Here is a 25674-nt window from a genome sequence, read left to right as displayed (position 1 = left end):
CCCACAAGGAGTCGAAAATGTCGCAAGACACGCCCAAAGACCTGCCCCCCGCCGCCCAGCGCGCGCTGGCCGAGGCCGCAGAACGCCGCAAGAAGGCCGAAGCCGAAGCCCAAAAGCGCCCGGTGGAACTGGGTGGGCGCGATGGCCCCGAGCCTGTCCGCTACGGCGATTGGGAGAAAAAGGGAATCGCGATTGATTTCTAACGCAGGCGCAGATCAGCCCTGTCGCCCTGCCCGCGGTCAGAAATAAACCGCAGCGTATCATCGCGCTCCAGCACCATCTGGCAATTGTCCGGCACATCGCCCGAACCATAGCTCATGGTGCGGCAGAAATAGCCGTTCTCCCACCGCCACTGGCCGGTGATGTCATAGCCAAAAGCGCTGCCTGCTATGGCACCTTCCGGTGACACCCGCAGAACAACCCCAAAACGTTTCAGGTTTTTATCCTGAATCAGTTCCACAAATCGGTTTTTATCTGTCACTGGCTGAAATCCGTCCGCCATCGCCGAGGCAGGCAACAAACAAAGTAAAAAGACTGAAATTACGCGCATCTTCATGCCCTCCTACTTGCTCTACGCAAAGAGTGCGGGTTTGGATCACTCTTGCTTTTTCCCCAATAACCTATAGATCAGCCCTATCGCTGCGCTGCCGCGTGAGCAGGCCGCGCCCCGGATTTGATACCGGCGGGCGCAACAGCGATACCTCCCGGTTCCCATCACGCAGGGTTCTGTTGGCCGGACCAGTCCATGCAGGAGTCGCCTGTATGTGTCCTTGATTTCGGCGAACCCTGACTGCGCCGCCCACGGTGGGCGGCCTGATATTGGTGCGCGGGCAATGGCCTGTTGCGCCTCGCAAAGGATGACACGTGTCAAATTTCCCCTCGCTCGGGCTTAGCCCCGCGATATTGACGGCGTTGGAGAACGCCAACTTCACCCAACCGACCCCGATTCAGCAAAAGGCGATCCCGCTGGCGCTGGATGGGCATGATATTCTGGGCCTCGCCCAAACCGGCACTGGTAAGACGCTGGCCTTTGGCCTGCCGATCGTCGACCAGCTGCTGGCTGAACAAGGGCGCCCAGCGCCCAAAACCGCCAAAGCACTGGTGCTGGCGCCGACTCGCGAACTGGTCAACCAGATCGCCGACAACCTGCGTCCGCTGGTGAAAGGCACCAAAACCAAGGTCACGACCATTGTCGGCGGCCAGTCCATCAACCGTCAGATCAACGCCTTAGAGCGCGGCACCGATATTGTGGTTGCCACACCGGGCCGTTTGATCGACCTGATGGATCGCGGCGCAGTAAAGCTGTCGACCGTGCGCTATCTTGTGCTGGACGAGGCCGACCAGATGCTGGACATGGGCTTTATTCATGCGCTGCGCAAAATCGCGCCCCAACTGGGCACGCCGCGCCAGACCATGCTGTTTTCGGCCACCATGCCCAAGCAGCTGGAGCAGCTAAGCCAGCAGTATCTGACCAACCCTCAAAAGGTTCAGGTCTCGCCCCCGGGGAAAACCGCGGACAAGATCGAACAAGCGGTCGAATTCTTGGAGCAGGGGCAAAAGCCGCATCGCTTGCGTGAAATCCTTTCCGAGGATCTGGATGCGCTTACGCTGGTCTTTGCCCGCACCAAACACGGCGCTGAGCGGCTGATGAAAAAGCTGGTCGCCGATGGCTATAACGCCGCCTCGATCCATGGCAACAAAAGTCAGGGTCAGCGCGACCGCGCGATCAAAGCCTTCCGCGAGGGCGAGATCACTATTCTGGTCGCCACCGATGTGGCCGCACGCGGCATCGACATCCCCGGCGTGGCCTATGTGATCAACTATGATCTGCCCAATGTGCCCGAAAGCTATGTCCACCGCATCGGCCGCACCGCGCGCGCCGGACGCGAAGGTAAGGCGATTGCCTTTTGCAGCAACGAAGAACGCCTGCTGCTGCGCGACATCGAAAAACTGGTTGGCAAGAACTTTGGCGCAATGGATGGCGAGGGCGCGGCTCTGGCAAAATCCAAAAAGCCAGCCAAGAAGCAGGGCAATCGCAACAAAAGCCGCCGCAACCCGGCGCCTAAATCCGAAGCACGCCGTGAAGGCGCCCCTGCAAAGCGTAACCGCAATCGGCGTCGCCGCGGCAAGGGTGGCAACTCGGGCGGGGGCGATGCACCCCGTGCCGGTTTGACCCGGATGCTGGGCGCAGACGGCAGCTAAACCAAGAAAACAGTGTTGGGCTTACAGGCCCAACACATCCACCATGTCATATTCGCCGGGATGCTTGTCCTGGCCCCACAGGGCGGCTTTCAGCGCCCCGCGCGCAAAGATACGACGGTCGGTGGCGATGTGGCGCAGCACGATGCGCTCGCCATCCGCGGCGAACAACACGTCATGTTCGCCCACGATATCCCCGCCCCGAATGGCACTGTAACCGATGGTGCCGCGTTCACGCGCGCCGGTGATCCCGTCGCGGCCCCGCACGGCCATTTCATCATGATCCACCCCGCGCCCTTCAGCGGCGGCCTCACCCAGCATCAGCGCAGTGCCCGAAGGCGCATCAACCTTGTGACGGTGGTGGCCTTCGATGATCTCAATGTCGAAATCGGCATCCAGTGCGGCGGCGACCTTTTTGGTAAGCTGGGTCAACAGGTTTACACCCAGGCTCATATTGCCTGCACGCACAACAATCGCATGGCGGGCGGCGGCTTTGATTTTGGCCAGATCGTCGGGCATCAACCCGGTGGTGCCGATCACATGCACGGCGCGCGCCTGCGCCGCCAAAGCGGCGAATTCGACTGTCGCGGCGGGGCTGGTGAAATCAATCACCGCCTGTGCCTTGGCCATCGCCTCAAGCGGGTCATCGGTGACGGTGACGCCCAAATCTTCTTCGCCGATCAAAACGCCCGCGTCCTTGCCGATGTATTCGCTTCCCGCACGCTCCACCGCACCCACAAGGCGCGCGTCCGGGCTTTCCACCACGGCGCGCAGCAACATCCGGCCCATCCGGCCCGAGGCACCGGCGATTACGATACCGGGAAGATCAGTCATGGCACTCTCCTGCATTCGACCCGCACGGTTTAGCCCAGCCACCCGCCCAAGCAAAGCCCCGCTTGCGCGGCCGCGTTCAAAGCCTTAGATGCAGCCCATGGCAAAGAACAACTTTAATAGCGGCCGCGGGCCGTCGCAGCGCCAGTTGCGCGTGGGTGAACTGATCCGCCGGACCTTATCCGAGGTGTTGGCGCGCGGCGATGTGCATGACCCGGAACTGGGCCGGATGTCGATCACCGTGGGCGAAGTGCGCACCACGCCTGATCTGAAAATGGCCACGGCCTTTGTGCTGCCGCTGGGCGGGGAGCATGCCGAAGAGGCTTTGTCCGCCCTGCGCCGCAACAAATCGGAGCTGCGCCGTCTGGTCGGCAAGCAGATGGCGTTGAAACACACGCCGGACCTGAAGTTTCAGCTGGATGTGACCTTCGATCAGATGGACGAAACCCGCCGTCTGTTGTCGCAAGACAACGTGCGGCGTGATCTGGGTAGGGACAATGAAGAGGCTTAAGCGCCTCTGCCTGTCCTTGTTGCTGCTGGCTGTGCCAGCAATCGCCCATGCAGACTGCCGCGACCTGACCAAGGACGGCAATTCCTATACCGTTTGCAGCTTTGACCCTGCCCGCGCTGATCTGCGTCTGTTCAGGGTTGATGGCGACGACCTTCTGGGCAGCTTTCGCCGTGTTGATCAAATGCTGGAACGCGACGGCAAAGCGCTGAGCTTTGCGATGAACGCGGGCATGTTTCACCAAGACCGCAGCCCGGTCGGCCTTTATGTCGAAGAGTTTGACCAACAGATGCGGATCATCACCTCGGAAGGGCCGGGGAACTTCGGCTTGCTGCCCAATGGGGTGTTCTGTCTTGCGCCGGGCGGCAGTGCCGCCGTGATCGAATCGCGCGGCTTTGCGGATCGCGAAGGGACATGTCGTTTCGCCACGCAGTCCGGGCCGATGCTGGTAATCGACGGCGCGTTGCACCCCCGTTTTCTGCCCGAAAGCGACTCTTTGTACACCCGCAACGGGGTGGGCGTGGATGAACAGGGATTGGTACATTTCGCGATCTCAAACCAGCCGGTGCGGTTTTATGATTTCGGCCTGCTGTTTCGCGATGCGCTGAAAACACCCAATGCGTTGTATTTCGATGGCAAGGTCTCGCGCCTTTATGCGCCGGACCTGAACCGCCACGACGGTGGCTTTCCGATGGGGCCGATTGTCGGCGCCGTCGTTGATTTGCCCCGTTGACGGGCGCGCATCGCTTTTGTAGCACCCGCAGCTTATCGCAATCGGAGACACGCACATGGGCCGCCGCAAGGGACGCGACATTTCTGGATGGTTGGTGGTGGATAAACCCGCCGGGATCAGCTCGAACGCTGTGGTCAACAAGGTGCGTTGGGCGCTGAACGCGAAAAAGGCCGGGCACGCGGGCACGCTGGACCCCGAGGCCACCGGTGTTCTGGCCGTCGCCGTGGGCGAGGCCACCAAGACAGTGCCCTACATCACTGACGCTTTGAAAGCCTATGTTTTTGACGTGCGTCTGGGGCAGGCCACCAACACCGACGATCAAGAGGGCGAAGTGATCTCTGAAAGCGATCTGCGCCCATCGGATGATGACATCCGCGCTGCCCTGCCCCAGTTCATTGGCGATATCATGCAGATCCCGCCCAAGTTCTCGGCGGTGAAAATCGACGGCGAGCGCGCCTATAAATTGGCCCGCGACGACGAAGAATTCGAGATCGCCGCGCGTCCGCTGTTCGTGGAAAGCCTGGTCATGCTGGGCCGCCCCGATGCCGATCACGTAACGCTTGAGATGGTCTGTGGCAAAGGCGGCTACGTTCGTTCGATTGCCCGCGATCTGGGCGACGCGCTGGGCTGCTTTGGCCATGTGCGCCAACTGCGCCGGGTATGGTCCGGCCCGTTTGAGGCCAAAGATGGCATCACCATGGAGCAGGTCGACGCGCTGGCCAAAGACCCGGCGCTGGACGCGCATCTGGTGCCGCTGGAAACCGGGCTGGCCGACTTGCCTGAACTGACCTGCACCCCTGAAGGCGCCGCAAAGCTGCGCAACGGCAATCCGGGCATGGTGATCGCCTCGGACGTGGAATATGGCGACGAGGCTTGGGCATCTTATCAAGGCAAAGCCGTGGCCGTGGGCCGCTATAAGGCGGGCGAACTGCACCCCAGCCGCGTGTTCAACCAGTAACCTCTCGCGGTTGTGTTCGAAAAAAGTTCGAAAATCTGATAGGTTAGGACAAACGGGTTCGCCGCGGCCTTCCGCCAGCCTTGCCCAACCCGCACCATGGCGGAACGCCGAGACGGCCTATCACGGCCAGTCTAGGGAGGAACATCATGGTCAAAACTATCGGAAACCCACTTAGCTGGAGCGTCGATGCCATTGGCGCGACGGGACGCTATGTCGGAGAAGCCGCCGCCCATGTCGGCGGCGATCGCGAACATGCCCCGCCCAAAGTGCAAAAGATCGAGCTTCAGGATATCAGCATCGCGCTGCGCAAAGGCGTGCAGGACTTCGTCGCGCTGCGCACTGATGTGATGTTTATCGTGATCATGTACCCGCTGATCGGCGCGCTAATGGCGCTTGCCGCGTTCAACAGCAGCTTCGCGCCCTACCTGTTCCCCTTCGCGTCGGGCTTTGCCTTGCTGGGTCCGCTTGCCGCCATCGCGCTGTATGAAATGAGCCGACGGCGCGAAATGGGGCGTCCCAGCACTTGGGCGCATGGGCTTCATGTGATCAGATCGCCCCGGATCGGGCCGATTGTCGTGCTGGGCATGTATCTGGTGGTGATTTTCACCGCCTGGATGATCGCCGCCCATGTGATTTTGCGCGAAACCGTTGGGCCGGTTTCCGGAATGGGGCTGATGGCCTTCATGGAAATGGTCTTCAGCACCGAAGCCGGGGCTGGGCTGATCCTCATCGGCGTGCCCGTGGGCGCCCTGTTTGCGGCGCTGGTGCTGGTGGTGGGCAACGTGGCCTTTCCGCTGTTGCTGGACCGTAATGTCGGCGTGCCCCAAGCCGTAGCCACATCCATCAAAGTGGCCCGCAAAAACCCCGTGACCATTGGTGCATGGGGCTTTGTCATCGCCGTGCTGCTGGTGCTGGGTTCGCTGCCGATGTTTCTGGGCCTGATCGTGGTGATGCCCGTTCTGGGCCACGCCAGCTGGCATCTCTATCGCCGCGCGGTGCACTGACCGCTTGCAAAGGATCATGGCGTTTGTCACACCTTGCGCCATGATCACCCGGACCTTTCAAAAAGACGATGCCGCCTCGACCGCAATCTACTCCGACTGCGAGAAATACCGCTATGCCCTGACCCGCATCTGGGCGCCAGAGGGCCGCAAGGCGCTGTTCATCATGCTGAACCCGTCAACCGCGACCGAGGTCCAGAATGACCCCACCGTTGAACGCTGCGAACGCCGCGCACGGGCGCTGGGTTTTGGGGCTTTTCGGGTGACCAACATCTTTGCCTGGCGCGATACAGACCCGCGCAAAATGCGCGCGGCGGCTGATCCGGTGGGGCCGGAAAATGATCGCACCATTCTGGACAGCTGCCCTTGGGCCGATCAGATCGTCTGTGCCTGGGGCACGCATGGCGCGCATCTGGATCGTGGCGCGCGGATGGAGAGCCTGCTGCGCGAAACCGGCCTGCCGCTGTATCATCTGGGGCTGTCCAAGGCGGGGCATCCCAAGCATCCGCTCTACATTGCCTATACGCAGCAGCCCGAACTCTGGGCTTAACCCGCGCGACCCATAAATACATCCGCAGGGTCCAAGCCCGCATTCGCGTCGACGGCGGCAATCACCGCGCCATTTAGCCAAAGCTCGGTCAGGGTCTGGGTCTGTCGTAATTCGATTTCTTGCGTCTCCGCGTCCGCATCATCGTCCAACAGCACAACCAACACATCTTCACCGGCTACAAAATCAGGGATTACCGGCACCTCGGCCAGAGGCGGAACAGGTTCTGCCAAGGTCTCTTGTATGTTGATGTCGTCCAAAAGGTTCTCTTCGGGCCGCTGCGCCTCCTCGGCCTCGGGTTCAGACGTTGAAGACTCCTCAGAGTCCGAGAACGCGTCCATCACCATCCCGGCGGTCAGGTACCCCAGCATCAGCAGCAATGCGGCAATCATAGGCGTGCACTCCTTTAGACAGCGCAGCCTATCACGTTCAGGCAGAGCCGCCAAAATACCGGCGCAAGCCCGCGATTTTACGCGTCAAACAGCGTGATCACCCGGTTCTGTTAACCAATTGGAAACCAATTCGGGATTTCACAGCAACACTCGTTTAACCATCGAATCACAAACATCTACCTCGGGATTTGTGTTGGTGATATGATCTGGTTGACTTTCCCGCTATGGGCGAGTCGAGTTGCAAGGAACGTAACATGTTGGGTTTGGCCGGTCTTCTTGGCGCTTTGATGGTTGGAATGTCTCTGGACGTTGGCGATTTGCTGGGCAAAGGCGAAAACGGACAAGAGGATGATCTAGATACCAGTCGCGACGAAAATGGCGACGATCAGATGCCGATTGAAGGGACCGATGAGTCCGAAACGCTGCAGGGCGGGGCTGGCGACGACTCGATCTATGCCTTCTGGGGCAATGATGTCGGATATGGCTCGGCCGGGGATGACATGCTGGACGGTGGCGCGGGTGACGACACCCTGCTGGGCGGCGCAGATGACGATATCCTGCTGGGCGGCGAAGGTGACGACCTGTTGGAAGGCGATACTGGTGACGACACCATCATCGGTGGGAATGGATTTGATGAACTGCTGGGCCAATCCGGGGATGATACTCTGGAGGGCGGTGCAGGAAATGACACCCTGATCGGCGGCCCTGGCCATGACCAACTGGATGCGGGCGACGGGGATGACAATGCCATGGGGGGCGAAGGTGATGACACCGTCATCGGCGGCACGGGCATGGACAACGTGAACGGCAATCTGGGGGATGACGTGCTGGTTGGCGGCACGGTGGATGCCGATACTGGTGAGATTTCAGACGACGGTGTACGGGACTATCTGAACGGCGGTGAAGGCGATGATCTGCTGGTTTTGGGCAGTGACGACTATGCCACCGGCGATCTGGGTGCCGATACCTTTGCGGTTGGCGACTGGATAGATGATGCCCCTGCTTTCATTGCAGATTTCAACAGTGATGAAGATGCCTTGGTGGTTCTTTATGATGACACCGCCCATCCGGACCCCGAAGTGACGATCGAGCCTTCGGCTGAGAACCCGGACAATGTCATCGTGTTGTTGGACGGACTGCTGCTGACCGAAGTTGCCGGGGCCGATGGATTGGCAAGCGATCACATCACGCTGGTTGCCGAAAGCACGCTGAACGCTGCAATAGCGGCCTGATCCGCCCTTGGCGCTGCGCGGATCGCGGGGTAACCTGCCCCCGATCATTTCGCAGCAAGGGTGCGGGTTTTGGAACAAAATCAATCAGATACCGAAAGTTTGAGGGCAGAACTGGCCGCGCTGCGGCAGGAGCTGGACCTGCTGAACAACCACCGTTTCGTGCGCGCGCATGACTCGTGGTTCGGGCTGGTGGGTTTCAATTTTTTGCGCGGCCTGGCGATGGGGTTGGGCACGGTGATCGGCGCGACTTTTCTGGTTTCTGTCGCGGTTTACTTCCTAAGCCAGATCGAATTGATCCCGATCATCGGCGAATGGGCCAAAATGATCGCTCAGGAAATACAGAACGGGCAGTAACCCCTTCCCATCACCGACAAAATCCCCTATACGCGCGCATCCGGTCGATTCTGACCATTCCCTCCATGGGCCCTGCTGGACGACATCCCGGCTTGCGCCATCAACAAGAAGGAGACCCCGATGTCGATTACTGTTGAAGAAAAAACACGCCTGATCAAAGAGTTCGCGACCAAAGAAGGCGACACCGGTTCGCCCGAAGTTCAGATCGCAATCCTGACCTCGCGCATCAACACCCTGACCGAGCACTTCAAGACGCACAAGAAAGACAACCACGGCCGTCGCGGCCTGCTGAAAATGGTTGCTCAGCGTCGTAAGCTGCTGGACTACACCAAGGCCAAAGACGAGGCGCGTTACACCGACCTCATCCAAAAGCTGGGCATCCGCCGCTAAGGCCAAGGTTTACAGAATGTATTAACGAACCCGCCCTTTTGGGGGCGGATTTTTTAATGGTTTAAACCTTTGAAGACAGCCCGTATCGGACCGGCTTACTCGGGGTAAGCGGCTTCGATCATCACCGAGGACAAGGTGCCATAAGCGGTGGTCCAGGCCGATTTGACCTCGGGTGTGAACGCCTCGCCCAGACCCTTTTCAAGGGTGCGCAAAAGCGACGCGCCGACCTTGCCATAGTCTTCGGCTTTCACGCCGTAGTCGACATGGCCGATGGCCAGCTGCTGTGCGACGGGCACGATCTTGTCCAGATCGCGCAGCCCGTTGACGACAACGCCCAACGTTGCCATCAGCTTGGAGCCTTGTTCTTTCATGTCCGAGTTGGCGAAATAGGGCTTCACCTCGGGCGCGGTTTCGAAAAGATCCGCATAGAAAATCTCGGCGGCGGCGTCCTTGATGGGCACCACTTTGGCAAAGCTTTCCTGGATCAGTGTGATTTCAGAATCGTTCATGTCTCATTCCGTTGCGATGTTTTGCTCGGCATATGGAATGGCGCTGTCCGCTCCGCCACTTGCCCAGACCATAAACGCCACCGCGGCTTTGACCGCGTCGTCGCTGAGATCCGAGTTCCCCCCACGGGCCGGCATTTCTTTGTAAGTTGGTCCAATGAACCCGTCGATTGCATGGGCGACCAGTACGTCCATGCCTTTTTCGATCCGCCGCGCCCAAGCCTTGTCAGAGGTGATCTTGGGCGCGCCAGTAAGTTTGTTCCCGCCATGGCAGTTTTCGCACGTGTCTGCCCAAACCTCGCCCCCCATCACAAGGGCGGGCAAGTTGGGATCAGGCAGACGATCACGCGTGATGAAACCTTCCAGTTCCTGCGCTTGCGCCACAGAAACCGGAAGGCTCAGCAAACCCGCAAGAAACAGCGGGCGCAGCATCAGCTATCCATCGGGATGCGGATGACCACGCCGCCCATTACGTCACCGGCTTCAAAGTCGGTTTTCGGGCTGTCTTTGTGATCGTTGTGGCAAGCCCAGCAGGCTTCGGCCACGGCCACGTCCGGGTAAACGGCGGTGAAGTAGGTGGTGCCACCCAGTTCTTCTTCGCCATAGAAGTTTTCACCGGGGTTCGCGGCGATATATTCCAGACCTTCTTTTTCCATGTCGGTGGTCGGTGCGTTCTGCTTGTTGATCGGCCACAGCGACAGCAGCGAGTAGGAGAATGCGTCGGTTTCTTCAGCGACCATTTCCGAGCCAAAGCGGAACATCTGCGCCGGCAGAACCAGTGCTTTGTCATCTTCGAAGTGTTCCGAAGCTTTGATCACGCCTTCCTGAACGGCCAGACGGTTCACGATCATGCGCGTATAGACCGTACGGTCCGAGCTCATGACCAGGTGCAGAAGATCAGTAACTGTCTGAAATTCCATACCTTCTGCCGAAGCGCTGGTGCCAGCGCCCAGTGCAAGTGCACCGCTCAGAAAAGCGGCTTTGATTTTTCCCAATTTTACACCCATTTTGAGTACTCCTGTTCCTTCGGGGTTGCAGGGGAGCGTGGCCAGCTGGTCATTGGTTGGCGCCTTCGTCCGGCTGGTCCACGCGATTCACCGCCCAATCCATACTTTGGATGTGGCGATCCGGTTTGCCCGCAAAGTTCCGTTTCACCAGCTCTGCATCGGCCAGCGCGTCGATCGAGAATTCGAGACTGTGGCATTCAAGGCAGGTGGCGCGGATCATTTTTTCATTCGGGCGTAAAGTTTCATTCTGGTTGTGGTTGGTCGTGACCGTGTCTTTTCTGACGGTTTTGGGCATGTGGCAGGTGGCGCATGTGACGCCCGAGCCGGGCGGCAGGTCCCCGGCCAATTCTGCGGTCCACAGCGCGTGGTGTGGGCTGCCTTCGTAGGCCGCGCTGTGATCATCTGAATGGCAGGTCAGGCAGGCGCCGGTAGACGCAAAGGTCAGGTCTTGTTCATGCGGCTTGTGACAGGTGTTGCAGGTGACTTCCAAACCATGCGCATCCTCGTGCAGCGGCACGCGGGCTTCGGCGGTGCTCATCAGAGGGGCGGGGGACGGATCATCCAGATAGGCCTCAATCGCGGCGATGGCACTGTCGGGCGGGTCTTTCAGGCCCAGACGTTTCAGCATCGACTTGGCCTTGCGGGGCTTGGCGATTTCGGGGTGACGGCGCATGCCGTGGCGCCCCATGGCGAAGGTTTTCATTTCGGCCCGGTGGCAGGACGCGCAGACTTTTTCGCCCGGGGCGTCGATCCAGTTGGCTTCGATTTCTTCTTCGGTTTCCATCTTGGGCGCATGGCACCCGGCACAGCCAACGTCGGCGGCGGCATGGGCCGAGGCGGCCCAGTGGACCTCAACTTCGGCGTCGCGATGGGCGACGGGGGCGGCGGCTTTGGCCAGGTAGGTTTCGATCTCGTCCAGCGCGGGGCGCGGACGGGCGCGGGCCATGGATTCACCGGCGTGGGTGGGATCGTCTTTCAGCCAGGGCTGGCCTGCGTGTTTGACCAGAAAATCTTCGTACAGGGCGCGATTGTCATGAAAGTTATGGCAGCCAGCCGAGGCGCAGGTGTCAAATTCCAGCCCGGCGTGGCTGGGCCGGTTCACGCGAACGTCCTGTTCCCCCTCGGAGTGGCAGGCGACACAGAAATCTCCGGGCAGCGTGACAAGGCCGGCGAGGGTGATTTCCGGCTGGTGTTCAGAGTGGCACGAGGTGCAGAATCGCGCGTCGATCCGATCCCAATAGGCCGCCATGCGCGGGTTTTTGAACTTTTTGATCGGGTGGCTGTCGTTGGCTGCTTTCAGCTCTTCTTTGTGGCAGGTGGTGCAGGTCTTGTTGATGTCCTTGCGCACTTTCGACTGTTTGGCGAAGGGTTTGGAGGTGTGGCAGGTTTCACAGGCCAGTTCGATCTGGTGGTGCACACCGGCGGTTTCACCGGGCAGGAATGTGGTGCGCTCGCCGCCCAGATAGAGCCGCGCGAAGGCGCCGCCGGCAAGCACCAGCGTAAAGGCAATCCAGATTATCCAAAGCGTGCGGGTCTTCATCTTTGTCTTTCCTTAGAACGCATAGGAGGCCAGGACGTGGAACAGCAGCAAAGCTGGCAGCGGCCACAGCGTCAGGATGTGCACCCATGTGGGCAGTTTGCGGGGCGGTTTGCGCGAAGAGCCGATCCGGCGCGCGCGCAGTTCGTGATCACCACCGGTGGCAAGGCCAGCCACCGCACCGATCAGGATCGAGCCAACAAAGGTCAGGCCCAGCGCCAGATTCCAGCCCGAGCCCAGATTGAAGCCGGTATGGGCAAAGAAACCTGCCAGCGCGGCCAGTCCGATGACGTTGTGCACCAGCCGCCATCCGGCGAAGCCGCCCAGACGATCCATGAACCGGATGCGTTTACGCAGGCCCAGTACAAAAGCGGCCAGTGTCATCCCCAGCAGGATGAAGCCGCTCCATTGTTTGACGATGTTGTCGCGCCACAGCCACGTGCGCAGGCTGTCGGCATCATAGCTTTCCGGCAGCGGCACATAGCCCAGCAGCAGCGGATATATGGCGCCCAGAAATGCCAGCGCTGAAAAGGCCAGAACCGGTTTCCACAGCGGCAAAGGCTGTGGTTTGGCCCCGGCATCGACCAGCTCTTCTATTAAGGGCCGGCAGGTGCCACACACGCCGCCTGCGCCGGTCTCAAGGCTAACAGCGTCGACGGAGGTGCAGCCACCTGCCAGCGCACCACGCACCTGCCCACAGGTTACCCCGGTACAGTTGCACAGCGTTGCGGTATCGGGCATCCCATCGGGCGCCAGATCTTCTTCGGGCCAAAACACACCCGTGCGGCGGAATCGGAACAGGTTCCATGGATAGATCGAAAGGCCTTGTTCGACGGCATCCTGAATGCGGCTGGCCTGGCTCCAGCCACCCACGGCGATGGCCCCTGCCAAGGTGCCTCGATCAATAAAGACCCGGCGATAGGTACCGTCTTCGCTCCAGCTGTAGCTTTTGACACCGGGTTTGACTTCAAGCTGCTCGACCTCACCCACGGAAAACACCTCGGCACCGATCACCTTAAGCTTGGTGGCGGGCAGTTGCGGGGTGAAGCGGGATTCTTGCCCGGTCAGTGTGGCGACGGCCACATCGGCCTGCGCATAGCCGGGGCCAACCAGCCCATAAAGCTGCGACTGATGTTCGGCGCATTCGCCGACTGCAAAAATATCAGGGTCAGACGTGCGCATCTGATCATCGACAATGATGCCCCGGTTGAAGGCCAACTTGGACTCTTGCGCCAGTTTCAGATTGGCGCGCACGCCGGTACAGATGATAACCGTGTCACAGTCGATGGTTTCCCCGTTCGACAGCGACAGACCGGTCACGCGATAGGGGCCAGAGATTTCTTTCACCGCCTGCCCGGTGACAACCTGAACGCCGATCTCTTCGATTTTGTCTTTCAGACGCGCGCCGCCCTGTGCATCCAGCTGGCGCGGCATCAGGCGGTTTTCATGTTCGATCACGGTGACGTCGCAGCCGCGCTGGCGCATGCCGCGCGCGGCCTCGAGCCCCAGCAAGCCCCCCCCGATGACCGCGACCCGACGGGCCGAGAACGACCGCGCCAACAGGGCCGAGGCATCCTCGGCACTGCGGAAGGTATAAACGCCGGGCAGGTCCTTGCCGGGAATGCCGGGCACAAAGGCCGAAGAGCCTGTGGCGATGATCAGCGTGTCATAGGTCCAGACCGAGCCATCCGCAGCGATGACGCGTTTGTCTTCGCGTTCGATCCGGCGCACGCGCTGGCCCAGCTCAAGGTGGAAAGAGTCAGAATTTTCGGGCGCATCCGGCAGGGTGATTTCACCAAACTGCACATCACCGCCCAAAAGCGGTGTCAGACGGACGCGGTTATAGGGGGGAAGGGCCTCGGCGCTGAGCACGGTCACGGATTGACCGGCGCGCTGAAGGCTTTGTGCAGCCCGCATTCCCACGGGACCACCACCAATCACCAGCACGGGGGCATGGGTCGGTGTCTGTTGAAGACCTGGCGTTTGTTCAGTTCGCGTTAGCATTGCTCAGCTCAAGATAGGTGGCCACCCGAAGGTGCTACCGATAGAGAGCAACGTTGCCCGAATTGAATGCCAGTGACCGCCATTGGCCGCAGCACGTTCAATCCGATGCAGTTAACCATTGAAGTCAAGTTCTGCGCTGCAGAGAAAGCCGCGTTGCCCGAGATGGCGACGGCGTTTACACCGCATTGCCCGCGATTTAGGCGCGAAATGAATCGTTAACCTTTTGCATGCCGTCGGGAGCAGCGACAGATTCGGAGCCGAAATTGCCGCGCTTGCAAAGGCAATGGTTGCGCAAACTCCCGGCTTTCCAAATCACTGATTTTCCTATATGGCCCTTCCATCCAAGACCATGGCGCACGGGCCCCGACGCGATGGACGGATACGACAACAGGGGCCGGCGGCAATGGGGCCGTCATGCAAAACGGGAGACCCGGAGGGCCGGGTGTGCTCCCAACTAGGAAAACACGATGTTCAACGAAGTTAAGAAAAGCATGCAGTGGGGCGATGAAACGCTGACACTGGAAACGGGCAAGGTTGCCCGTCAGGCAGACGGCACTGTGATTGCCACGCTGGGCGAAACCAGCGTCATGGCGAACGTGACCTTTGCCAAGGAACAAAAGCCCGGTCAGGATTTCTTTCCGCTGACCGTGCACTATCAGGAAAAATACTATGCTGCCGGTAAAGTCCCCGGTGGTTTCTTCAAGCGTGAGGCCCGCCCCACCGAGAAGGAAACTCTGACGGCGCGTCTGATCGACCGTCCGATCCGCCCGCTGTTTGTTCCCGGCTTCAAGCACGAAGTTCTGGTGATGTGCACCGTGTTGAGCCACGATCTGGTCAATGACCCCGACATCGTTGCGATGATCGCTGCGTCGGCTGCGCTGACGATTTCGGGTGTGCCGTTCATGGGCCCGATCGCCTGTGCCCGCGTTGGGTTTGTGGATGGCGACTATGTGCTGAACCCCGAAGTGGATGACATGCACGATCTGCGCAACAACCCTGAACAGCGTCTGGATCTGGTTGTTGCCGGCACCAAAGACGCCGTGATGATGGTTGAATCCGAGGCCTATGAACTGACCGAAGCCGAGATGCTGGGTGCGGTGAACTTTGCCCACGCGCAAATCCAGCCGGTCATCGACCTGATCATTGATCTGGCCGAAGAAACCGCCAAAGAACCGTTCACCTTTGACGCGCCCGACTACAGCGAACTGTTTGAGGTGGTGAAAGCCGCAGGCGAAGAGCAGATGCGCGCCGCCTATGCGATCACTGACAAGCAGGAACGCGTTGCAGCCGTGTCTGCCGCCAAAGAGGCCATCAAAGCTGGCCTGACCGAAGAGCAACTGGAAGACCAGAACCTGGGTTCGGCGCTGAAAAAGCTGGAATCGAGCGTTCTGCGTGGGTCGGTTGTGAAAGAAGGCAAGCGGATTGACGGTCGTGCTCTGGATCAGGTGCGCCCGATCGTGTGCGAAACCGGCCTGCTGCCGCGGACCCATGGTTCGGCCCTGTTCACCCGCGGTGAAACGCAGGGTCTGGTTGTGACCACGCTGGGCACTGGCGATGACGAACAGTTCATCGACGCGCTGCACGGCAACTTCAAATCGAACTTCATGCTGCACTATAACTTCCCGCCCTATTCGGTTGGTGAAGTTGGCCGCGTAGGTGGCCCCGGCCGCCGCGAGATCGGTCACGGTAAGCTGGCATGGCGTGCGCTGCAGGCTGTTCTGCCCGCCGCGACTGACTTCCCGTACACCCTGCGTCTGGTGTCGGAAATCACCGAATCGAACGGCTCGTCCTCGATGGCGTCGGTCTGCGGTGGCTCGCTGTCGATGATGGACGCTGGTGTGCCGCTGAAAGCTGCTGTGGCCGGTGTGGCCATGGGGCTGGTTCTGGAAGAAGATGGCTCGTACGGCATCCTGACCGACATTCTGGGTGACGAAGACCACCTGGGCGACATGGACTTCAAGGTCGCCGGGACCGAAGCGGGCATCACCTCGCTGCAGATGGACATCAAGGTCGCAGGCATCACGCCCGAGATCATGGAGAAAGCCCTGGCACAAGCCAAGGAAGGCCGTCTGCACATTCTGGGTGAGATGAACAAAGCCCTGTCGGGCACCGCTGAGTTCAGCGTGCATGCTCCGCGCATCGAAACCATGACTGTCCCCACCGACAAGATCCGCGAAGTGATCGGCTCGGGTGGTAAGGTCATCCGCGAGATCGTGGAAGTTTCGGGTGCCAAGGTCGACATCAACGACGACGGTGTGATCAAGATCGCTTCGCCCGATGGTGAGTCGATCAAGAAGGCCTATGACATGATCCATTCGATCGTGGCCGAGCCCGAAGAAGGCAAGATCTATAAAGGTAAGGTCGTAAAGATCGTCGACTTCGGCGCCTTTGTGAACTTCTTTGGCAAGCGCGACGGTCTGGTGCACGTCAGCCAGATCGAAAACCGCCGCCTGAACCACCCTTCGGACGTTCTGAAAGAAGGTCAGGAAGTCTGGGTCAAGCTGCTGGGCTTTGACGATCGCGGCAAGGTTCGCCTGTCGATGAAAGTCGTCGATCAGGCCACCGGCGAAGAGGCCAAGCAAGAAGACGCGTAAGCGACTTTCTAAACCAAACATCGGAAAGCCCCGGCCATCGCGCCGGGGCTTTTCAGTTTCCGGGCTGTGGTGGCTTGCGCTCGATCCTATCAAGCGGGTTGAACACGTCGCAATAGGTGTTGCGGCCGACCCAGAAGCCTTCGAAATACGCGGCGGGATTTGCGCGGCGCTTCATGTCGTCGGTCAGCGCCAGCAGTCCGAAAACATCATCGTGTGACCAACACAGTACCATCCCCGGTGCGGCAACGGCACAAAGCATCTTGCCTTTAACATTGACACAAGGGGCGCCTTTGCGCAGCAAACTCACCGGCTTAGTCTCTACCGCCTGTCGCCATTCATCCCAATAGTCGACCTGCTCCTGCCCTAGCGCCGACAGGTACTGCTCAAGCGTGGGTTCCAGAACAGCTGCAAGCGTATCATCCTCGGGCGGGTAAGTGCCCGTTTCCCTTTGGTAATGATCCAAGGCTTTGTAGATTGCCGGATCGGTGTCGTTGCGCGTGACCTGAACGGCCCATAGCCAGGCGTTTCGTGCAAAGGTCTGGAAATCCTGCACCCCGATGGCCTTCTGGACCTCAGCCCAGGGCACAATCTGGCCGGTTTCCTTGATTATATCGTCAAAATCTTCGGGGGCCTCGTTGGGGCGCGGCTGATGGGGCCGTGTTACCAGTTCTACAATGTCGGTCGCGCTGGTAACGTCAGATCGTATAGGGCCATAAGCCGCCGTCGCTGGCGTGTAGCCCGGCACGCGAAAGAACGGGTTCAGCACAACGAAAACATGGTCATAGCACCCGGCCCACCAATCAAGGATGGGAATATCGACTGGTGGTTCCGCCAAATGGCGCGGTGTCTTTGTCATGGGGAATCCGTCTCAATGAAAGGATGTCAAAAACTGGTTTATTGAAAACCATCTCTTTTAAGTGGCTGGGCTTCAACCCTGTCGGCAGAACAACCGATGAGTTCGCGATCACAACACCAAAAGGCCCGTTTGATTCCGGTCATATCGGCCTCTAAACCAATGTTATAAATTGAATATGTTTCAGGGTTTATACCGCCCGGCCTATGGGACCGGTGCCAAGGCGCGGTTAGCGTCAGCTTGGGGAACGGAAGCGCGCGCATCGAGGAAAGGACACTGGGATGAGAACAAGCACCCAAACCGGCGCGTTGGCCGCCGGGGCATGGAATTTTGAGATCGGCACCCAGAACGCAGATGTGCTTGTGGGATCAGGCCTGCGCGATCTGTTTCTGGGACGCGGCGGGGATGACCGGCTGATTGCCGGGGCGGGCAATGATATTCTGATCGGAGGCCATGGTGGGGACTCCTATGAAATCTCCACAACGGATGGCGGTACCGATCTGATCTGGGATCGCGGCAGCGCGCCGACGGGCACCGGATACTATGCCACGGGCGAGGACCGGGTCGTGCTGGATGGGTTCACCTCGACGGACGCTGCGCTGCACAGCATTGGGCTTCAGATCAGTGGCGACGACCTGATCCTGACCTATGACAACGCAGGTACCACCGGGCAGATCGTGATGCGCGACTTTTACGCCGGGAACGGTTTCTTCATCGAAGAACTGGATATCGGCACCGGCGCGCCCGCGTATCACTTCTCTTATCTGAGTGGCGATAACCACACCTATAGCGTCCACAGCGGCCCTGATCAGGGCGGTGAGGACATCGTGGTCGGGTCAAACGCCAGCGAAGAGATTTACGCAGGCATCGGCAATGACATCATCTTTGGAGGGGGCGGTGCGGATACCTTCATGTTCCACGACGAAGAAGAGGCCGGCGGTGGCACGGATATTATCCTCGACTTTGACCCTTTGTTCGACGCCATTGATTTCACCGATATTCACACGTTGAACATGTCGGGCGTGGCCGTCACAGAAAACAGCTATGGCAATGCGGTGATCACTACCGACTATGGCGTCATCGAGCTGGCCGGTGTCAGCGCCGTGGATGTTACCGAGGATATCTTCAACTTTGCCTGAACGCCGTAAGCAGCGTCGTTGTGCCCTGCCGGCTTGAACCCAAAGGGGCATCCGCGTTGCGCAGGCTTAGGGGCTGTTATGTGATGTGAATTTGGTCGGAGTGAGAGGATTCGAACCTCCGACCCCTGCCTCCCGAAGACAGTGCTCTACCAGGCTGAGCTACACTCCGACCGTGGCGGGCGTCGTACGCCTTTCGATGGGGCTTGGCAAGCCCAAATGCTTAGGATTTCCGGCGCAATGCGACGGAAATCCTGAACGCACCGGGGGTAAAGCCACGGGTGCGCGTCCGCAGCACCGGCGTTTCCACCGAGGTGCCGCCTGCGGCTTCGCGCACCACGATATAAAGGCCGCTTGCGACGATGATGCTGGTGCCGAGGATCGTTGTTGTATCAACCAGTTCGTCGAACAGCACATAGCCATAAAAAGCGGCCCAGATGATCTGGGAATACTGCATTGGGGCGACGATGGCGGCCTCGGCGTGCGTGTATGCCGCGACCAGAAAGAAAGACGCAATAAAGCCAAGCAAGGCGATGACGGCCATGCTGCCCAGATCAATCAGCGGCATTGGTTCATAGGTCAGGGCCAAGGCGCCCCCCATCATCAGAAAGGTTGTCGCCAGCGGAAACAACAGCATCACCACGCTGCGTTCTTTGGAGCCAATGCGGCGCGCGATGATGGATTGCACCGCGTTGAACATCGCTGCCAGAAAGGCCGCGGCGTGGCCCAGCCCCAGTTCCGTAGAGCCGGGTCGCAGAACCACGATAACCCCGGCCATCCCGACCAGTACGGCCAAAGACCGGTGCAGCCCGACCTTTTCGCCCAAAAGCGGGATCGCCAGCATTGTGATCAGCAAGGGCGAGGCGAACAGGATCGCATAGACCTGCGCCAGCGGCAGCACGGTGAAGGCATAGAAAGCGCACAGGCCGACCAGCGCCATCGAGACAGATCGCGCCGCGATCCACCACGGGTGGACCGGACGCAAGTTGCCCTGCGTAGGGTCGCGCACCAGCATCAGAGTGATCAGTGGAAAGGACATCAGCGAGGTGAAGAACAGGATCTGCACCGGCGAGTAGTCTCCGCCGAGCAGGCGCACGATCACATCGTGGCCCGAGAAGATCGCGAAGGCCAACAGGGCCATCAGCGCGCCTTTGACATTGCTTCCCATGGGGGACTCCTTCCACACTAAAGCGACGTTAGCGCAATCAATGCCGCGCAATCCAGCCGTTTCAAAGCCCTGAAAGCAAGAAACCCGGCGAAATCGCCGGGTTTCCGTTTCGGGATATCCGGGTGGGATCAGATGCTGGCGTCCAGCGCCGCGATGACAGCATCGCCCATCTGGCTGGTCGACACAGGGTCAACGCCCTCTTCGCCCAGCAGGTCAGCGGTGCGCACACCATCGGCCAGTACTTTTTCAACGGCTTCCTCAAGGCGGTCAGCCTCGGCCCCCTGATCAAAGCTGTAGCGCAGCGCCATGGCGAAGCTGAGGATACAGGCGATCGGGTTGGCTTTGCCTTCGCCCGCGATGTCAGGGGCGGACCCGTGGACCGGCTCATACAGCGCCTTCGGGCGACCGTTGGCCATCGGCGCACCAAGGCTGGCCGAGGGCAGCATGCCCAGCGAGCCGGTCAGCATCGCCGCCGCATCCGACAGCAGGTCGCCGAACAGGTTGTCGGTGACGATCACGTCGAACTGTTTGGGCCAGCGGCACAGCTGCATGGCGCCCGCGTCGGCATACATGTGCGACAGTTCCACATCGCTGTATTCGGCCTGATGCACTTCGGTCACCACGTCGCGCCACAGGATACCGCTTTCCATCACGTTGGCTTTTTCCATCGAGCAGACTTTGTTGCCACGACGCCGTGCCAGTTCAAACGCCGAGCGGGCCACGCGGGCGATTTCAGATTCGGTGTAACGCTGGGTGTTGATTCCCACACGCTCGTTGCCTTCTTCGATGATACCGCGGGGCTCACCAAAGTAGATGCCCGAGGTCAGTTCGCGCACGATCATGATGTCCAGACCGGCGACCACGTCTTTTTTCAGCGAGCTGAAATCGGCCAGCGCGTCAAAACACTGGGCGGGGCGCAGGTTGGAAAACAGGTCCATTTCCTTGCGCAGGCGCAGCAGGCCGCGTTCGGGTTTTACGCTGAAGTCCAGATCATCGTATTTGGGGCCGCCCACGGCGCCCAGCAGAACGGCGTCAACCTGTTGCGCCTTTTCCATGGTTTCATCGGCCAGAGGCACACCGTGCTTGTCATAGGCAGCACCGCCGACAAGATCTTCGGACACGTCAAAGCCCAGGTCGCGCTTTGCGCCGTACCAGTCGATGATCTTGCGTACTTCGGCCATGACTTCCGGGCCGATACCGTCACCCGGCAGGATGAGAATGGAAGGGGTGCTCATCTGAAATTCGTCCTTGCTTTTCTGGTTGCGCAGGGCTTATTCGCTTGCCCCGCTGGGGTCAAGCCAGATGCCTTTAAGGCAAGGCGATATCGACCCAGACAAGCCGGTGGCGAGAGCCTGCTTCGGGCTGGGCAGGCCAGTCCACCCCGGCATCCAGAATGCGCAGATCGGCGGACGGCAGAACATAGTCCACCCGCAGTTGCCCCGGTCCGTTGGGCCAGTCCACCGTGTTCAGCCCGGCCTGCGCGCTGCTGGGGCGCGGGTCCTGCAGGCGCGGATCGGCCAGCATATCGCGGATCGCAGCGCGCAACCCGTCACTGCGGTCCGGGTCAAGGTTGGCGTCCCCGGCAATCACAAAGGGCGCAGCGGGGGCTTGAAAGGGCAGCGCGCCGTCCAGCAACAGTTGCCAGAACCTGATTTCATCATGGTTGCGTTTGCCGTTTCGATCTTCGGGGCCGTCAAACACCGGCGGGCCAGAATGAAAAGTCAGAACATTCACCACGGTGTCCCCAATCAGAACGGGCACCAGCCAATGCCCGACAGAAGACAGGCGTTGTACCTCCTGAACCTGTTTCGAAGGGAAGGGAGCGCCGTCAACATGCGGCAAGAGCGCGCCGGGCAGGTCTTTCCACAGATAGTCCGAGAAATCCTGTACCTCGCCCAGTGGGTAGCGTGACAAAACGGCCATCCCGCCCTGCCCTGAATACCACCCAAACCCCTGTGCATCGCGCGGGCCATCGGCATATCCGTCACCGTCATGGTCCAAACCCGTGCGCCACCCTGAATTGGGTCGGGCGGCAAAGACATAGGGCAAGTCGTGTCCGGCCTGCGCAAGGGCGGCGCCCAAGGCCGCAAGGGTCGCGCCGCTCAGGTCATAATCCAGCCCCTGAAGCGCGATGACATCGGGTTTGGTCCGGGTGATGGCATCGACCACGGCAGTGATTTGCGCATCGCCGCCTTTGTTGAAGGCATGCAGCAACAGCCCCGGCCCTTTGCGGGACAGTTCGGTATTGTAGGTGCTGATACGAAGGGATTGCGCGGCTGCGGGAACAGCCAGCGCAAAGGCAATCAGACTGGCTGCAACGAGGCGTCTTCTTCGGGGTTTGCGCTTTGACGGGCGCGGTCGATCAGGGCCGCGACCCGCAAGATCGCCATGCCGCGCATAATCAGGCTGGAAGGTAGCATCGCCCATCCGGTCGCCATCCAGATCAAAGTTTGCGGGTCTTCAAGGCGCAACGGCCCTGAAAACACCATCGAGGCGGTCACTGCCGCTGGAAACAGGAATGGCAGCAAAAAGCCTAACGAAATGTTAACCCACGCGGCGCGCTGGAGGCGCATCACCACGTCTCCGCCTGCGGTGGGGTCAAAGGTGGGCAGGTTAACCCAGACGTTGAACGTGCCGTTGTTCATCGGCCAATTCAGGATGCGAACGGCGGCAACAAACACCAGAATGGACAGCACTGACATCAGGTAGGCCAGACCCGCGACGCCGTTCACCAGCTGTTGTTGGGCGGGCGCGATATCGTTGGCTGGCATCAGTGTGAACAGATGCACCGGGCTGTAGGGGAAATCCAGAACCTGCCCCGTGATCACGGCGATGGCCTGCACGAACTTGGTCAGCGCATTGGCATCTGCCATCGGCAGGCAGGTCACGCTGAGCAGGAAAACAGTGACGAACAAGGCGCCAAAGCGGATGCGGTTGAACGGTGGGGCATCGCGGAATTCGACAAGGCCCGGATAGATGGCCATGTATTCAAACAGGGTCAGTGCCGCCCCGGAAATCGCGACAAGTGCCACGATTTGACTGGCGTCCGACGAAATCGACGGAAGCAGCAGCGACGGTGTCGCCACCAGCACCAAAACCAAAAATGCACGCGCCAGCGCACCTGTTATCTGAGCGATCACTGCTCTTGTTCCCCAATCCGGACGAACGCGATGCGATGCCGCGCCCTTGTTCCAACTGGAATTCCGCACATTATGGCGGAGTGCCTCAACTTTGCCCAATTTTTGCCTACTTTCACTTCATCCGGCAAGACCTTGTTAAAGTTAATGAAATCTTTATGGCGAATTGAGGGAGAAACTGTCGCAGCTTTGCATCATTCCCAAAGCAGCAAAAAGCCGCCCTTGTGGGCGGCCTTTCATTTTTCGCTAAATCTGGTGGAACCGCGGCTTAGACCCAAGGGTGGGCGTCGGCGTAGCCAGATTCAAATGTGTCGATCTTGTCGGCCTTTTCCATGGTCAGGCCGATGTCATCCAAACCGTTCAGCAGGCAGTGCTTACGGAATTCATCCACATCAAAGGCAATGACCTGCCCGTCCGAGGTGGTGATTTCCTGTGCTTCCAGATCGACGGTCATGCGGGCGTTTTCACCCTTTTCCGCATCTGCCATCAGAATATCGACCTGCTCTTGCGGCAGGACAACCGGCAGGATGCCGTTCTTGAAGCAGTTGTTGAAGAAGATGTCAGCAAAGCTGGTCGAGACCACGCATTTGATGCCAAAATCCGCAATCGCCCACGGCGCGTGTTCCCGCGACGAGCCACAACCGAAGTTGTCCCCAGCGATCAGGATCTCGGCGCTGCGATAGGCAGGTTTGTTGAGAACAAAATCCTCAATTTCCGAACCATCGCGGTTGTAACGCATCTCATCGAACAGGTTCTTGCCAAAGCCGGTGCGGGCGATCGACTTCAGGAATACCTTGGGGATGATCATGTCGGTGTCGATATTCACCAGCGGCATGGGCGCGGCGATTCCGTGCAGTTTTTGAAACTTTTCCATTGTGCTGGCTCCTTACATCAGCTCGCGAACGTCGGTCAGGTGACCGGTCAGGGCGGCGGCGGCGGCCATGGCGGGGCTCACCAGATGGGTGCGGCCCTTAAAGCCCTGACGCCCCTCGAAGTTACGGTTCGAGGTGGAAGCGCAACGCTCGCCCTCGGACAGCTGATCGGGGTTCATCGCCAGACACATGGAACAGCCCGCCAGACGCCATTCAAAACCGGCTTCTTTGAAGATCTCGGCCAAGCCTTCTTCTTCGGCCTGCGCACGCACAAGGCCTGAGCCGGGCACGATCATGGCACGCATGCCGTCTTTGATCTTCTTGCCCTTAACGATGTCGGCCACGGCGCGCAGGTCTTCGATCCGACCGTTGGTGCACGACCCGATGAACACGGTGTCAATTTCAATGTCGGTCAGTTTCTGACCGGCCTCAAGACCCATGTATTCGATCGAACGGCGGGCCGCATCGACCTTGCCGCCTTCAAAGCTTTCGGGCGCAGGCACAACCGACGAGATCGGCAGCACGTCCTCGGGCGAGGTGCCCCAGGTCACAACTGGCTCGATCTCTTCGCCTTTCAGGGTGACGACCTTGTCGAAATGCGCGCCTTCATCGGTGAAGAGCGTTTTCCAATAGGCCAGTGCCTGATCCCAATCGGCGCCTTTCGGTGCGTGGGGGCGGCCTTTGACATATTCAAAGGTGGTTTCGTCCGGCGCGATCAGGCCAGCGCGCGCGCCGCCTTCGATGGCCATGTTGCAAACGGTCATACGGCCTTCCATCGACAGATCGCGGATCGCTTCGCCGCAATATTCGATGACGTAGCCGGTGCCGCCACCGGTGCCGGTTTCGCCGATCACCGCCAGGGTGATGTCCTTGGCGGTGACGCCCGGGCGCAGCTTGCCGGTGATTTCCACCTTCATGTTCTTGGACTTTTTCTGGATCAGCGTCTGGGTGGCCAGAACGTGCTCGACTTCCGATGTCCCAATCCCGTGGGCCAGCGCACCAAAGGCGCCGTGGGTCGCCGTGTGGCTGTCGCCGCAGACAACAGTCATGCCCGGCAGGGTCCAGCCCTGTTCGGGGCCAACGATGTGAACGATGCCCTGACGGACGTCCGACACCGGATAGTAGTGAATGCCAAATTCCTTGGCGTTCTTATCCAGCGCTTCGACCTGAATGCGGGACTCTTCGTTTTCGATGCCCTTGGCGCGGTCCAGCGTGGTCGGCACGTTGTGATCCGGCACAGCGATGGTTTTTTCGGGCGCACGCACAGTGCGGCCCGCCATGCGCAGCCCTTCGAAGGCCTGCGGGCTGGTCACCTCGTGAACAAGGTGACGATCAATATACAGCAAGCTGGTGCCGTCTGCGTCTTCATTGACCAGATGGGCATCCCAGATTTTATCGTAAAGCGTTTTTGGCGCGGTCATGTGGCTATCTCCCGCTTGAGTTCGGAGTGTGAAGTGAACAGGGTTAGGGGGGCGCAGACCTTATAGGTGCGCCAGCGCCATATGCTCCGCACCAAAGAACCGCCAAGGCAGGCGGGCGCGGTCATCCATGTCAAAAACCTGTTTCATGTGGGGTCAGATACCTATTTGAACCGAGTCTAGCAAGGGCCGGGGCGCGGATTCGCCTTGAACAGCCGGTGTTTCGCCCTGTGCGCCCTTTGCCACGCCTGATTCACATGGTCTTTGCTGTGGTTGAGATTCCCATTTGGCGGTGTT

Annotated in this window: 27 protein-coding genes and 1 tRNA gene; 12 read left to right on the top strand and 16 right to left on the bottom strand. The window is 59.7% G+C overall.

Annotated elements, in window-relative coordinates; genetic code table 11:
* Window positions 1–17 precede the first annotated feature (17 nt).
* Window positions 18–203, top strand: a complete 186-nt coding sequence (locus ATO10_RS07045) for a DUF1674 domain-containing protein (protein WP_035249775.1) — start codon at window positions 18–20, stop codon at window positions 201–203.
* On the opposite strand, the gene ATO10_RS07040 is transcribed toward ATO10_RS07045, so the two are convergent.
* On the bottom strand, window positions 200–481 hold the full coding sequence (locus ATO10_RS07040; RefSeq protein WP_238323415.1) for a dihydrodipicolinate reductase: 282 nt from the start codon (window positions 479–481) through the stop codon (window positions 200–202). The genes ATO10_RS07045 and ATO10_RS07040 overlap by 4 nt on opposite strands.
* A gap of 383 nt (window positions 482–864) precedes the next feature.
* On the opposite strand from ATO10_RS07040, the gene ATO10_RS07035 reads away from it, so the two are divergent.
* Entirely contained in the window at window positions 865–2202 is a 1338-nt protein-coding gene (locus tag ATO10_RS07035) for a DEAD/DEAH box helicase (protein ID WP_051597996.1), read from the top strand.
* A gap of 21 nt (window positions 2203–2223) precedes the next feature.
* Here ATO10_RS07035 and dapB read toward each other — a convergent pair whose 3' ends face one another.
* Window positions 2224–3033, bottom strand: coding sequence for a 4-hydroxy-tetrahydrodipicolinate reductase (dapB, locus tag ATO10_RS07030; protein WP_035249770.1), 810 nt, complete (start codon window positions 3031–3033; stop codon window positions 2224–2226).
* Window positions 3034–3130: 97 nt separating this feature from the next.
* Between dapB and rbfA the strand changes: the two genes are divergently transcribed.
* The 5 genes from rbfA to ATO10_RS07005 all read left to right on the top strand — a co-directional run bounded on the left by rbfA (window position 3131) and on the right by ATO10_RS07005 (window position 6780).
* Window positions 3131–3541: a 30S ribosome-binding factor RbfA gene (gene rbfA, locus ATO10_RS07025; protein WP_035249768.1), complete on the top strand. Its 411-nt coding sequence runs from the start codon at window positions 3131–3133 to the stop codon at window positions 3539–3541.
* Window positions 3528–4271: a phosphodiester glycosidase family protein gene (locus ATO10_RS07020; protein WP_051597995.1), complete on the top strand. Its 744-nt coding sequence runs from the start codon at window positions 3528–3530 to the stop codon at window positions 4269–4271. Before rbfA ends, ATO10_RS07020 begins: the two co-directional genes overlap by 14 nt.
* A gap of 55 nt (window positions 4272–4326) precedes the next feature.
* Window positions 4327–5229 (top strand): tRNA pseudouridine(55) synthase TruB, encoded by a 903-nt coding sequence (gene truB, locus ATO10_RS07015; protein ID WP_035249766.1) that lies wholly within the window; start codon window positions 4327–4329, stop codon window positions 5227–5229.
* Window positions 5230–5375: 146 nt separating this feature from the next.
* Window positions 5376–6233 (top strand): DUF2189 domain-containing protein, encoded by an 858-nt coding sequence (locus ATO10_RS07010; RefSeq protein WP_035249764.1) that lies wholly within the window; start codon window positions 5376–5378, stop codon window positions 6231–6233.
* Between the two features lie 40 nt (window positions 6234–6273).
* Window positions 6274–6780, top strand: coding sequence for a DUF1643 domain-containing protein (locus ATO10_RS07005; RefSeq protein WP_035249909.1), 507 nt, complete (start codon window positions 6274–6276; stop codon window positions 6778–6780).
* Here ATO10_RS07005 and ATO10_RS07000 read toward each other — a convergent pair.
* Window positions 6777–7169: a hypothetical protein gene (locus ATO10_RS07000; RefSeq protein ID WP_035249762.1), complete on the bottom strand. Its 393-nt coding sequence runs from the start codon at window positions 7167–7169 to the stop codon at window positions 6777–6779. The genes ATO10_RS07005 and ATO10_RS07000 overlap by 4 nt on opposite strands.
* Window positions 7170–7423: 254 nt before the next feature.
* Between ATO10_RS07000 and ATO10_RS06995 the strand changes: the two genes are divergently transcribed.
* The 3 genes from ATO10_RS06995 to rpsO all read left to right on the top strand — a co-directional run bounded on the left by ATO10_RS06995 (window position 7424) and on the right by rpsO (window position 9145).
* Complete coding sequence (locus tag ATO10_RS06995; protein ID WP_035249760.1) at window positions 7424–8401, top strand: calcium-binding protein; 978 nt, start codon at window positions 7424–7426, stop codon at window positions 8399–8401.
* 69 nt (window positions 8402–8470) lie between these two features.
* On the top strand, window positions 8471–8755 hold the full coding sequence (locus ATO10_RS06990) for a DUF5665 domain-containing protein (RefSeq protein WP_035249758.1): 285 nt from the start codon (window positions 8471–8473) through the stop codon (window positions 8753–8755).
* Between the two features lie 120 nt (window positions 8756–8875).
* The gene (rpsO, locus tag ATO10_RS06985; protein WP_035249756.1) at window positions 8876–9145 is read left to right on the top strand and encodes a 30S ribosomal protein S15; all 270 of its coding nucleotides are present in this window, start codon (window positions 8876–8878) and stop codon (window positions 9143–9145) included.
* 95 nt (window positions 9146–9240) lie between these two features.
* Here the strand turns inward: rpsO and ATO10_RS06980 are convergent, their stop codons facing one another.
* From ATO10_RS06980 to ATO10_RS06960, 5 genes are read right to left on the bottom strand one after another with little or no spacing between them, the layout of a single operon-like run.
* On the bottom strand, window positions 9241–9654 hold the full coding sequence (locus ATO10_RS06980) for a globin family protein (RefSeq protein WP_035249754.1): 414 nt from the start codon (window positions 9652–9654) through the stop codon (window positions 9241–9243).
* Between the two features lie 3 nt (window positions 9655–9657).
* Complete coding sequence (locus tag ATO10_RS15935) at window positions 9658–10083, bottom strand: c-type cytochrome (RefSeq protein ID WP_051597994.1); 426 nt, start codon at window positions 10081–10083, stop codon at window positions 9658–9660.
* Entirely contained in the window at window positions 10083–10658 is a 576-nt protein-coding gene (locus ATO10_RS06970) for a Tll0287-like domain-containing protein (protein ID WP_051597993.1), read from the bottom strand. The genes ATO10_RS15935 and ATO10_RS06970 overlap by 1 nt, the downstream gene beginning before the upstream one ends.
* 49 nt (window positions 10659–10707) lie before the next feature.
* Window positions 10708–12198: an ammonia-forming cytochrome c nitrite reductase subunit c552 gene (locus tag ATO10_RS06965; RefSeq protein ID WP_035249752.1), complete on the bottom strand. Its 1491-nt coding sequence runs from the start codon at window positions 12196–12198 to the stop codon at window positions 10708–10710.
* Between the two features lie 12 nt (window positions 12199–12210).
* Window positions 12211–14199 carry an FAD-dependent oxidoreductase gene (locus tag ATO10_RS06960; protein WP_035249749.1) on the bottom strand — a complete coding sequence of 663 codons (1989 nt, stop codon included), beginning with the start codon at window positions 14197–14199 and terminating at the stop codon, window positions 12211–12213.
* Between the two features lie 467 nt (window positions 14200–14666).
* On the opposite strand from ATO10_RS06960, the gene pnp reads away from it, so the two are divergent.
* Entirely contained in the window at window positions 14667–16793 is a 2127-nt protein-coding gene (gene pnp, locus ATO10_RS06955; RefSeq protein WP_035249746.1) for a polyribonucleotide nucleotidyltransferase, read from the top strand.
* A gap of 52 nt (window positions 16794–16845) precedes the next feature.
* Here pnp and ATO10_RS06950 read toward each other — a convergent pair whose 3' ends face one another.
* A complete protein-coding gene (locus tag ATO10_RS06950; RefSeq protein WP_051597992.1) occupies window positions 16846–17649 on the bottom strand; it encodes a hypothetical protein in 804 nt (267 codons plus the stop codon).
* A 278-nt stretch (window positions 17650–17927) separates the two neighbouring features.
* On the opposite strand from ATO10_RS06950, the gene ATO10_RS06945 reads away from it, so the two are divergent.
* Window positions 17928–18785: a calcium-binding protein gene (locus ATO10_RS06945; RefSeq protein ID WP_035249743.1), complete on the top strand. Its 858-nt coding sequence runs from the start codon at window positions 17928–17930 to the stop codon at window positions 18783–18785.
* Between the two features lie 92 nt (window positions 18786–18877).
* On the opposite strand, the gene ATO10_RS06940 is transcribed toward ATO10_RS06945, so the two are convergent.
* The 7 genes from ATO10_RS06940 to leuC all read right to left on the bottom strand — a co-directional run bounded on the left by ATO10_RS06940 (window position 18878) and on the right by leuC (window position 25380).
* Window positions 18878–18954 (bottom strand) — tRNA-Pro (locus ATO10_RS06940).
* Between the two features lie 51 nt (window positions 18955–19005).
* Window positions 19006–19950, bottom strand: a complete 945-nt coding sequence (locus ATO10_RS06935; RefSeq protein WP_035249742.1) for a DMT family transporter — start codon at window positions 19948–19950, stop codon at window positions 19006–19008.
* Between the two features lie 128 nt (window positions 19951–20078).
* Entirely contained in the window at window positions 20079–21185 is a 1107-nt protein-coding gene (gene leuB / locus ATO10_RS06930; protein ID WP_035249739.1) for a 3-isopropylmalate dehydrogenase, read from the bottom strand.
* Between the two features lie 73 nt (window positions 21186–21258).
* Window positions 21259–22164: an endonuclease/exonuclease/phosphatase family protein gene (locus ATO10_RS06925; protein WP_238323419.1), complete on the bottom strand. Its 906-nt coding sequence runs from the start codon at window positions 22162–22164 to the stop codon at window positions 21259–21261.
* 89 nt (window positions 22165–22253) lie between these two features.
* Window positions 22254–23090 (bottom strand): hypothetical protein, encoded by an 837-nt coding sequence (locus ATO10_RS16610; protein WP_035249737.1) that lies wholly within the window; start codon window positions 23088–23090, stop codon window positions 22254–22256.
* A gap of 265 nt (window positions 23091–23355) precedes the next feature.
* Window positions 23356–23961 (bottom strand): 3-isopropylmalate dehydratase small subunit, encoded by a 606-nt coding sequence (leuD, locus tag ATO10_RS06915; protein ID WP_035249735.1) that lies wholly within the window; start codon window positions 23959–23961, stop codon window positions 23356–23358.
* Window positions 23962–23973: 12 nt separating this feature from the next.
* The gene (gene leuC, locus ATO10_RS06910; RefSeq protein ID WP_035249733.1) at window positions 23974–25380 is read right to left on the bottom strand and encodes a 3-isopropylmalate dehydratase large subunit; all 1407 of its coding nucleotides are present in this window, start codon (window positions 25378–25380) and stop codon (window positions 23974–23976) included.
* Window positions 25381–25674: the final 294 nt, after the last annotated feature.

This window comes from Actibacterium atlanticum (genome assembly GCF_000671395.1).
Lineage (GTDB): Bacteria > Pseudomonadota > Alphaproteobacteria > Rhodobacterales > Rhodobacteraceae > Actibacterium_D > Actibacterium_D atlanticum.
The sequence above is the reverse complement of the archived record's forward strand: the minus strand, read 5'-3'. Positions and strand labels throughout refer to the sequence as shown.